Below are 3,937 nucleotides of genomic sequence, written 5' to 3' on the forward strand. Positions count from 1 at the left end.
GGGATCGGTGCCGCGATCGCCGCCACCGGCATCGAGGACAGCTACGGCATCGCAGACGGCGACCTGTTCGACCTTCCGCCTCCTGGCGAGGTTGCGCACCCACAGCTCGAACCAGATTTCTGACCGATCGCTCCGAAGGAAGCCTGATGACCACCGACCCCCGTACCTGTGCCCCGGCCACACCGACCACCCCCGAAGACATGGTCCGCGCCCGGGCAACTGAACTACAGACCTTCGCCACCCCCGGCGAATTCGACAGCCTCGCAACCGAATACGGCTTCACTACCAGCGACTTGTCGGACCGATACATCCAAGCCTTGCTCGATCTCGCCGGGATCGATTACGACGGTCTGCGCCAATCCGAAATCCTCTGGGCCACATCAGGTGCCAACCTCGTGCGCAAAGCCGCGACCGGTCCGACGATGACGGTGTGGTCGGCGGCGACCCTGGACGCGTTCACCCTGTGCGGGGCCTCCGGTCGCATGATCTGGCACGAAACCTTCGATACCGAGTTGGTCGATGGGGTAGAGGCGGCCACCCTCTCGGCGGAGAAGGCGATCGAGCTGGCCGCGCACGCGCTGGCCGAGTGGGGTGGCGACGCCGGGGTCTTGCGGCTGAACCTGGCGCGCAGCCGCGGCCTGGACTTCGACCGCCTCCACCGCATCGCTACCACCGCGAGCCTGGTCCTCGACATCGCAACCGTACCGGTGCGCAACCCCGCCGCCGAGCAATGCACCTGGCCCGACCAAGTCCGGTGGCGCACCGTCGACCTACACGAACTCTGGGACGCAACGTCATGAAACCCGCCGTGTCCACCATGGTTGCCCTGATCGTGCTGACGGCAGTGAGTGGTTGTTCGTCCGCTCAGGTACCGGTGGTCGAACCAGGTTGTCGCGCCACCCCTTTCCCGTCACCGCACACCGAGGTCGCGCCCTGCTCAGCGTCCGCGGTTCTCCAGGCCGCGGTGACCACGCTGTATCGGCTGGATCCGGTTGCTGGGGTGGACGCACGTTCGACGTTCGAGGCTGCGCGACCGCTGATGTGGGCTGCGCACTCCACCGACGCCCGGATCGGGGTCTCGCTGTGGGCGCCGATCACCCCCGAGGTGTGGCAGGACTGGGTCGATTCCCGAGTGCCGCTGCGCACCGAGGTCACTCTGACCGGCGAAACCCCGGCGCCTGATACCGCGACCTCGTCGAGCCGGGTCTTCTCGGTCGCCCTCACCCCGGCCGCCAGGACACCGATCGAGTTTTCGGTGTCGGCGCGGGCGACTCGCTCGAACGCGCAATATGCATGGCTGATCGCTGAAATGCGGGTGTTGTGATGAACGGGGATCCGGTCGAAGAAGGCGGGCAAGCGGTCCGGCAGGGGTTTCTGCAGGCGTTGCAGACCGCGCACACCACCAACGCGTTGTTCCGCAGCAGGGGCGGGGAATCGCGCTCACGCGCGGAGTCTGAGCAGCGACTCGCGATCGAAGCGGACAAGAACCAACGGTCGCGGATCGAGCACCAGGCCCGCCTCGGCAACCTCGGAACCGAGCAACAACTGGCCATGGCCAAGATCGCCGAGGTCCGTGCCCGCATCGACAACGCCGCCAAGATCACCGAGGTCGATGTTCGCCACAAAGAGGGCCAGATCGGCAGGGCGGAAACCGATTTGGCGCGCCGCGAACTCGACGGTGAGCTGTCCCGGCAGCAGAGCAGCGAGGTTCATGCCGCCCGCATCGCCGGCTACACCAACCGCGAAGCCCGCGAGGTGACGTTGCACGAGCTCGATGTCGAGCTCAAGGAACTGATGATCGAGATCCGCCGCCGCGCGGCCGGATTCACCGACACCTTGCACCACTCCGATGAACGAACCGGCGCCGCCAAGGCCGCCGCAGCCCAGTTCGCCGCCGCAGACGCCACCCGCGACCTGTCCCCGGACGCCGAAGCCGCACGCCAGGCCTACGAAGAGCGGTTCATCCACGACACAGGCTTGGACCCCGAAGACTTCTTCGCTGACAACGGCGCGAATCAGTCCGACCGAAGACTCCACAGTGTCGACGACGACGTGGGCGGGCTAGCAGCCGACCTGACCATGGACGCGAACCTGCACCACGAGTTCGGCTACCTCGCACATTATCTCGCTCCCACCACCGCCCCGGCCGCTGAGGTGATTATCGACGCGGAAATCGTCGAGGACGGTGAATGGATCGAGGCCGCGGTATCGGCGACAGCGGTCCACGACGTCGATCACACCGCTGCTGATCCCGACTTGACCAGTGGCGGAGCAGACCCCACACCTGCTCGCGGCACAGGCACCGAGCTCGAAATATGGCGTGGCGATCTCGATGTGGGACGGGGCCGGTGAGATGTTCGAGCCGAATCCGGTGCAGGCCAAGCTGCTCAAGGCCGTGCAGAACCTGGCCAGCGACTACCAGCACCTGATCGAGCGATCCCGCACTGACGGCAGCCAGGGCTTGTCACCGATGGCGGTGGCGCATCTGGATATCGGGCGCCGCACCCGGGAAAACCTGGAAGCGATCGCCACCGCGGTCGGGGTGCCGAAATCGGTGATCGACTACACCCGCGCCTGCGGGGAACGCGGACACCGCTGGGCACCCGGCCAACCATTGTTGAGCACCGAAGCGATCGATCGCGACACCCTCCTGCGCGGGCACCGGCGAGCAGTCGCTGAATTACAGACGATGGCCGGCGTCGGGGCCGCTGCCGCGCGACAGGGCGACCTATCGCGTGCCGGGTTCGCCGCATTCCGCCGCGTCATGGGCGTGAGCTGGCAACAGGTCGGCGCGGTCGGGCACGCCCTGGGCTTGACCACGGTCGAACAGCAACACGCGTGGGAACCCACCGCTAGGCCGTGGACCGAGCAGGTCGCGCACACCCTGTCGAAGCTCGACCGGGCGGAGTTGTCGGCGCGGTGGCAGGCGATCGTCGACACCGACTTCGCCACGGTGTCGATGCCGGTGATGGTGCTGCAAGCGGCCGGAATCACTCCCGACGACATCAACCGCCAGCTGCCCGTCCTGCCCGACCGGATGGTCGAGCTCGCCGCAGCCGCCCTGGAACCTCGCCCCACGGAGCGGGTAGTCGGCGGCGTTGATATCGACGCCGCGATCGAGGCCACCGGCACCGGTGCCCACACGGAACACGACCCCACCGATCCCCGACCGGGCCCGACCCCGGATCAACGCACCGGACCCGAGATCGGGCCGGGGCCGTGAACCGCCGCGCACGGTCTCTCAAGGCCGTTCCGGGAGCACTGAACACACAGTCGAACAACAGGATTGGAGAAGCCGGTGAGTCATCCCCTCTCGGGTGCCGAGGATCTGCCGTCGTGGCAGCTTCGCCTACTCGAACGCATCCAGAACACCAGCTACGACCACTACCGCACCTTGTTCCACGGGTCCCCGCAGTACTCGCCCGCCCACGGTCCGAGCGTTCAGCTCGAGACGTGGCGGACCCATCTGAGGGCGTTGGACGACGAGCGCGGTGAGATCGAGCTACACGCCCACGCCCGCGGGGTCCCGCAACGGATGATCGACTACGCCACCGACACCGGCGCCAGAGGAGCACGCTGGGGCGACACCCCCGAAACAGCAACACTGCCGTCGGCCCCGCCCGGGGCGGATCCGGCACGCCTGCACCTGCTGGACCAGCTGGCCGAGGACGTGTGGCGTCTGGAACACACTGCCCTGGTCCGCGCGGAGTACCTGCATCGCGTCCACACCGGTGGGTTGCCCGACAACGAGCCAGCAGAACGCCAACTCCACGACAACATGGCCGCGCTGTGGCGCCGTGCGACCGGGACCGCGGCACTGATCAACGTCCAACCCGGCGAGGCCGAGCAACTGTGGGGCCGCAGCCCCGGCGCCTGGCAACAGCTGGCGGAGCTGACCGCGGCCTCCTACACCGATGCCGAACTGCGGCAACGGTTC

5 protein-coding genes are annotated in these 3,937 nt (G+C 67.5%); all 5 read left to right on the forward strand.

The window, feature by feature from the left end; all coding sequences use genetic code 11:
• The first annotated feature begins 146 nt into the window (after positions 1 to 146).
• Entirely contained in the window at positions 147 to 800 is a 654-nt protein-coding gene (locus QH270_RS22140; protein ID WP_280345672.1) for a hypothetical protein, read from the forward strand.
• A 200-nt stretch (positions 801 to 1,000) separates the two neighbouring features.
• The gene (locus QH270_RS22145) at positions 1,001 to 1,324 is read left to right on the forward strand and encodes a hypothetical protein (protein WP_280345674.1); all 324 of its coding nucleotides are present in this window, start codon (positions 1,001 to 1,003) and stop codon (positions 1,322 to 1,324) included.
• 227 nt (positions 1,325 to 1,551) lie between these two features.
• Positions 1,552 to 2,352 carry a hypothetical protein gene (locus QH270_RS22150; RefSeq protein WP_280345676.1) on the forward strand — a complete coding sequence of 267 codons (801 nt, stop codon included), beginning with the start codon at positions 1,552 to 1,554 and terminating at the stop codon, positions 2,350 to 2,352.
• Positions 2,321 to 3,223, forward strand: a complete 903-nt coding sequence (locus QH270_RS22155) for a hypothetical protein (RefSeq protein WP_280345679.1) — start codon at positions 2,321 to 2,323, stop codon at positions 3,221 to 3,223. The genes QH270_RS22150 and QH270_RS22155 overlap by 32 nt, the downstream gene beginning before the upstream one ends.
• 75 nt (positions 3,224 to 3,298) lie before the next feature.
• Positions 3,299 to 3,937: hypothetical protein (locus QH270_RS22160; RefSeq protein WP_280345682.1), on the forward strand; the 639-nt coding region annotated here is incomplete at its 3' end.

Origin of the sequence: Nocardia neocaledoniensis, from assembly GCF_029868625.1 — a bacterium.
In the GTDB taxonomy this organism is placed as follows: domain Bacteria; phylum Actinomycetota; class Actinomycetes; order Mycobacteriales; family Mycobacteriaceae; genus Nocardia; species Nocardia neocaledoniensis_A.

What these genes read in the sequence shown, in the direction of transcription:
- QH270_RS22140 (WP_280345672.1), top strand. Translation starts at nt 147, where the DNA reads ATGACCACCGACCCCCGTACCTGTGCCCCGGCCACACCGACCACCCCC.
- QH270_RS22150 (WP_280345676.1), top strand. Translation starts at nt 1,552, where the DNA reads ATGGCCAAGATCGCCGAGGTCCGTGCCCGCATCGACAACGCCGCCAAG.